The organism is Okeania sp. SIO3I5, from assembly GCF_010672085.1.
Lineage (GTDB): Bacteria > Cyanobacteriota > Cyanobacteriia > Cyanobacteriales > Microcoleaceae > Trichodesmium.
This window is the reverse complement of record NZ_JAAHHT010000422.1, coordinates 1-4,257: the sequence shown is the minus strand read 5'-3', so window position 1 is coordinate 4,257 and position 4,257 is coordinate 1. Positions and strand designations below refer to the sequence as shown.

At 31.4% G+C, this 4,257-nt stretch carries 4 protein-coding genes; 3 read left to right on the top strand and 1 reads right to left on the bottom strand.

The genetic code is table 11. The features are described from left to right. Positions 1 to 215: 215 nt before the first annotated feature. Entirely contained in the window at positions 216 to 845 is a 630-nt protein-coding gene (locus F6K40_RS39055; RefSeq protein ID WP_293145337.1) for an ABC transporter ATP-binding protein, read from the bottom strand. Between the two features lie 361 nt (positions 846 to 1,206). On the opposite strand from F6K40_RS39055, the gene F6K40_RS39050 reads away from it, so the two are divergent. From F6K40_RS39050 to F6K40_RS39040, 3 genes are all read left to right on the top strand, one after another. Then, positions 1,207 to 2,235: a Sll0314/Alr1548 family TPR repeat-containing protein gene (locus tag F6K40_RS39050; protein WP_293145335.1), complete on the top strand. Its 1,029-nt coding sequence runs from the start codon at positions 1,207 to 1,209 to the stop codon at positions 2,233 to 2,235. An 823-nt stretch (positions 2,236 to 3,058) separates the two neighbouring features. Continuing rightward, a complete protein-coding gene (locus F6K40_RS39045; protein ID WP_293145333.1) occupies positions 3,059 to 3,511 on the top strand; it encodes a DUF3531 family protein in 453 nt (150 codons plus the stop codon). Between the two features lie 446 nt (positions 3,512 to 3,957). Then, the coding region (locus F6K40_RS39040) for an NUDIX domain-containing protein (RefSeq protein WP_293145330.1) at positions 3,958 to 4,257 on the top strand (300 nt) is incomplete at its 3' end.

Here is a 4,257-nt window from a genome sequence, read left to right as displayed (position 1 = left end):
TCCTATCTTTATCATTTTTAACTTTTATCTAAAATTTTAGGAGATATCTATAAATAATAAAAGACTAGCTCCATTAACTTCTAAATTCTAAATTCTCTAAAGTGAGCGATCGCCTCTTTATAACTTTTATCTAAATTTCAGGAGACATTGATAGTAGTAAAAAACCAGCTCAATTAACTTATAAATTCTAAATTCCCAATTCTAAATTCTGAATTCTAAATTCTACATTCCAAGTTTCCCTTATCTAAAGTCCAACATTTATCAGCGATGGGTAAAAGGTCACTCGAATCATGGGTGACAACCAATAAACTCCAATGGTTTTTCAATTTAGCCAGTAAATTGACCAGTTGTTTCCGTATTGACCAATCTAATCCGGCGGTTGGTTCATCTAACATTAATAGATGAGGCTGTCTAATTAATTGTACTGCCAAGGCAAGACGACGTTGCTGGCCACCACTTAATGCTTGGGGCGAGGTACTGAATGGTAAGTCCTGGAGTCCTACTTCTTCCAAGGCAAAAGATATTTGTTCTGGTCGTAATTCTGGATGACCTAATCGTAATTCTTCTAGAATAGTAGCGCCACAAAAATGCCTTTCTGGAAATTGAAATACTAAACCACCGAGTTGTTGTAAATGTTCGGAGGTTAATTTTTGCTCTCGCCAGTATATTTCTCCTTTGGAACATTGAGCTAAACCAGCTAAGATTTCTAATAATGTACTTTTGCCGGAACCACTACGACCAATAATTAAGCCCATTTGTTGAGGTGCTAGTTCCATATTAATATTGTTGAGGATAGGAGTGGTACTAGCTGGTGGATGATAATACAAATTTTTGAGATATAGCATTTAGAAGTTAAAAGTTAAAAGTAAAAACTATAGATTGATAAGGCTTTGAGGATTTTGTAACTGACTGGTTATTTTAACCATCCTACACTAAGTTTATTAAATATCTTTATTTGTTATTTACACTCAGCAATTATTCAGAGTTTGTGTTAAAATTATTTTTTGTTTAGTAATGTCTAAAGAATTTAGATGGCAGTTCTCATATTAATTAATATTTATGAGATACAGTATTTTTTGCTCTTTCTTCTGAAAATCTAAAACTTGTGTATTTTACCAATAAAGAAAAACATTATAGTTATAATTTAGCTAAAATAATAACACAAATCTGAGAAATTAAAAATCATAGTTAGTCTTAAAATAACTTATGCTAAAAACCTTATTTAATTTGTGTCAAAAATTTCCAGTATTGAAACAAATATCAGTTTTTTCTAGTGCTACTTTAGTCAGTTTAAACTTTTGGGTAACTCCAGCAATAGGAGACCCATTTCGTCAAAAAAATCCTATTGAAATAGGAGAAAAAACTGAAGCAGCTTTTCAAGCTATGTTTGAAGCAGGAAATTATAAACAAGCAAGAGATTATCTAAAAATAGCCGAATCTGAAGAGATAGGTGAACCTCTTGTTTATGCCATGATATCTTCCTTACATTTCTTAGATGAAAATTGGGAATCACTAAAATTGTATGCTCAAAAAACTACTGAAGTAGCAGAAAATTTAATTCCAATTAATCCAGTTCGCGGTAATATTTATGCTGCAACAGGTCACTTTCTAGAAGGTGGTTATATTATATCTACTGAAGGCACGTTAAAAGGAGCGCCGAAAGCTTTAGAAAAACTCAGAAAAGTTTTTAGTCATTTTGAGAGAGCAGAAAAAATAAATTCATCCGATCCAGAGTTGAATTTGTTGAAAGGATATATGGATTTAATGTTGGCAGTTAATTTACCATTTTCTGACCCTGCTAAAGCAATAGAAACATTAGAAAAAAATGCTTATCCTCATCATTTAGCTTATCGTGGGTTAGCAGTAGCTTATCGAGATTTAGACAATCTCAAAAAAGCTTTAGAATATGTAGATAAAACTTTATCAGAAGTTCCAGAAAATCCAGAAGTACATTACCTAAAAGCACAAATTTTAGTGTCTCAAGCTAAGGATAAAGATAATGATTTATCTATCAGAAAAAAAGCGAGGAAAAATTTTGATCAGGCTTTAGCAAAGTCAGACCAAATGCCAAGACGTTTGGTAGCACAAATATTTTTTGAACAGTGTAAAAATATGAATAATATAGATAATGGTAAACGACCTTGTGACCCGATGCGAGATGCAATTAGAGATGGTTTAGGTTTATGGGGACCTTCAGAATTACCACCTCTTCGCAAATTTAAAAGTCAAAATTAATTTATTATAAATTTGTTTGTAATAATTCAGCTATGAGCAGTCAGATATTCAGCAATTAGTAATGAATAATTACTTCTAAGGTTGGGGAAGGGGACTTGGGCAGTAACTTTTTATTCTTTATCAATTACTTTTACCTTCCCAAAAATTAATAGCTGATAGCTAATAGCTGACGGCTAAATACTTACATAAATTTTGATACTGGTGAGCTAAAAACCTCTAGATTTTAGGGAACAAGAAATAGGAAATATAAAAGAATAAAAATAAATGTACATCACAAAAAATGAGGGTAAGCATTCAACTGTTGAACCTAATAACTTGACTTTGGTTAGTTGATGACCTTTTTATTTCCTGTGGAATACTGTGCAAAAATATTTCACTCTTTAGATACTAATTTCTCCTTTGGTGCGATAATGATTTGATAACTCATAGCTGATAGCTGAAAAATCAGGAACGGTATATCTTAACCAAATACTTTGTAGCTATAAAGTTGGATTTATTATTGTTAATTTCTTATTTTTTTTGCAAGTCTCTCTGAGGAAGTATAAGCAAATTTTGCCATGTTAAACAATTAACAATTACCTATCCATTTGAGGGATAGTATTGAGGATAAAAGAAAAAAAATTTTCCTTTATTCTTTATTATGGAGGTTTTAAATCTCAATTATTTAATTATTAATTATTAATTATTAATTAGTAAGTACCTATATAAAATTCATAGTAAATTTTATCTCAGTTAGGTACATTAATAGCAGGCAAGATGTCTGCACTACAGAGTTGTCTATCTCAACTAGAAAATTCCTAAAAGCACGACTACTTAAATATTTATGGAAGTACAATTTCGCGAATTTAATCCTTTTGATGTGTGGATTTGGTTAGAGTTTAGCACTGTTCCTTCTATGGCAGAAAAAAACTACATAGAAGAACTATTTGACTCATGGTTTTTATTGGGAAAATTGGGTGGGTTTAATGCCGAAAATTTACAAGTTCAAGAAGTAGGAATAGAAATTAGTTATATGGAATATAGTCAGGATATGGCTAGTCAAAGTATGATGGCTGTTATGCACAATATGGGAGATGTAGAATATGAGGGATTATGGGGTCGTTGTTGGTTTGATTTGGGAACTAGCGATGCTTTAGCAATTGATATTTTGGTGAATAGTTTTCAACAATTAAATGAAGATTTGGTCAAGATAGAAAAACTAATTATTGGCGGTCAAAATGAAGATTGGCCTGTACCAGAAAATAACTATGAAGAGGGTTTTTATGATGACAATTAGTATAACAGGGAACAGGGAATAGGGAATAGGGAAGTAAGCATTTAGCACATCGCTTATCAGCTATCAGTTTACGAGGTAAATCTACATTTATAATTATGGGTTGAAAACTCAGACTTGTTGTTTTTGTTCTTCAATTTTCTGATTGAAAATGTGCTATAAGTTAAAGGCAAAATTCCTTGATTCAAAGGTTAGAGCTGAGAGCTGAGAGCTGACTGCTAATAGCTGAATGCTTACACAGGGAACAGTTGGAAAAACATTTCCTAGTCTAAGATTTATCATCAGTCTATGTCCTAACTAATTCTTTTTTAGCTATACTTTCCTGTTTTTTATATTCAGCAATTTACTTATAAACTATGAATAAATAATTTAGCTATGGGAGCCGTTAAATGGGTAAATTAAAGTAATAACTGAGAAGAGAATTATTTTTATATTATATATGAAAAATTATGAGTAAAAAGAATAAAATTAGAGTGCTAGCTTTGGGATTAATTAGAGATGGCGATCGCTTGTTTATTTCTCAAGGTTATGATTCTATAAAACAGGAAACTTTTTATCGGGTTCTGGGTGGGGGTGTTAATTTGGGAGAGTATAGTCGTGATGCTTTACAGAGAGAGTTTAAAGAGGAGATTGAAGCTGAGTTGACTAATATTAAATATTTGGGATGTATGGAAAATATTTTTATGTTTAATGGAGAGGAAAGACATGAATTAATTCAATTATATAAATGTGATTTTGCTGACTCAAAG